Here is a 1,393-nt window from a genome sequence, read left to right as displayed (position 1 = left end):
AGCTGACGCAGCCTACGGACGAGGCAGCGTATCCGGGGTTTGCGCCCGATGGTAAGACGGTGGTCTTCCAGTCGTATGCCGGCGGCACCTTCCACGTCTGGAAGATGAATGCAGACGGCACCGGCCTGAAGCAGGTCACCTCCGGCCATGGCGACGATCGCGAGCCCCGCATCTCTCCTGATGGCAAGACGATTGCCTTTGCCTCCGATCGTGACTTCAAAGGCTCCTACGACATCTGGACCGTCGGCATCGACGGCGGCGAGCCGAAGCAGATCACCAGCGGAACGAACGATGAGTACGAGCCCGCATGGACGCCGGACGGCAAGATCGTCTACGTCTCCGCTATTGATGAAGAGATGATTCCCGGTCTGCGCGTTGCGACTGGCCGCCAGGTGATCCAGATCGATCCCACAACGCTGGAGAAGAAGACGCTGGTTGAGGTGAAGACAGGCCGCATCGACTCGCCCTCGGTCTCGTCTGACGGCAAGCTGGCGTATGTCTACTTTTCCGGCGCGGGACAGACGCTCTTCCCGTCGAAGCTGATCGTCGATGGCAAGCCCATCTCCAGCAAGTACGATGACGCATTTCCGTTTGAGGCCGCGTGGATGTCGCCGACGTCGTTGCTGTACACCACCAACGGCAAGCTGGTGAAGGCTGACCTCTCCGCCAAGACAGAGACGGAGATTCCGTTCACGGCCGATATTAAGTCCATCCGGCCCATCTTCAAGTCGAAGGACTATCGCTTTGATTCGAAGCTGCCTCGCCAGGCGCTCGGCCTTTACGGTCCGGCGCTCTCGCCGGATGGCAAACAGGTCGCGTTTGTCGCGCTGAATCAGCTCTATCTGCTGACGATCGGCAATCCTGTGCCGAAGGCGCTGACCAACGATAGCTTCTACAAGCAAGGACCGATGTGGTCAGCTGACGGAAAGTGGATCGCGTATGTCTCGGACAAAGATGGTGTCGAGAACGTCTACCTGCTCGATCCCAAGACCGGTGAAGAGAAGCATCCTTCGCCGTCGAAGACCACGGCGCAGATCTTTCCCGCTCTCTCTCCGGACTGCAAGTGGTTTACCTCGCAGGACCAGACCGGAGCCACGCATTTGACGGAGATTGCGACCGGCAAGGATTCGATTGTTGCTCCGGCGACCTTCTTCCCGGGCCGCGCCGGCTTCTCCGCCAATGGCAAGACGTTGGCCATTGCGACCATTCATCCCTATACCAAGCGTTTCCGCGAAGGCACCAGCGACATCCTGCTGGTCGATATCGCGACGAAGAAGCAGACCTGGCACAAGCCGGCTCCGTTTGAGTCGGTGACAACGCGTACGGAAGACGGCCCTGTCTACTCGCCCACCGGCAAGGAGATGGCCTTCGTGATGAGCGACGTGCTCTACAC

At 59.7% G+C, this 1,393-nt stretch carries 1 pseudogene; it reads left to right on the top strand.

The annotated features are described in order from the left end of the window. Positions 1–1,393 (top strand): annotated as a pseudogene (locus tag AB4043_RS25535) (hypothetical protein); the annotation flags it as partial.

It is taken from the genome of Terriglobus sp. YAF25, from assembly GCF_052113305.1.
Classification (GTDB): Bacteria; Acidobacteriota; Terriglobia; order Terriglobales; family Acidobacteriaceae; genus Terriglobus.
The sequence above is the reverse complement of the archived record's forward strand: the minus strand, read 5'-3'. Positions and strand labels throughout refer to the sequence as shown.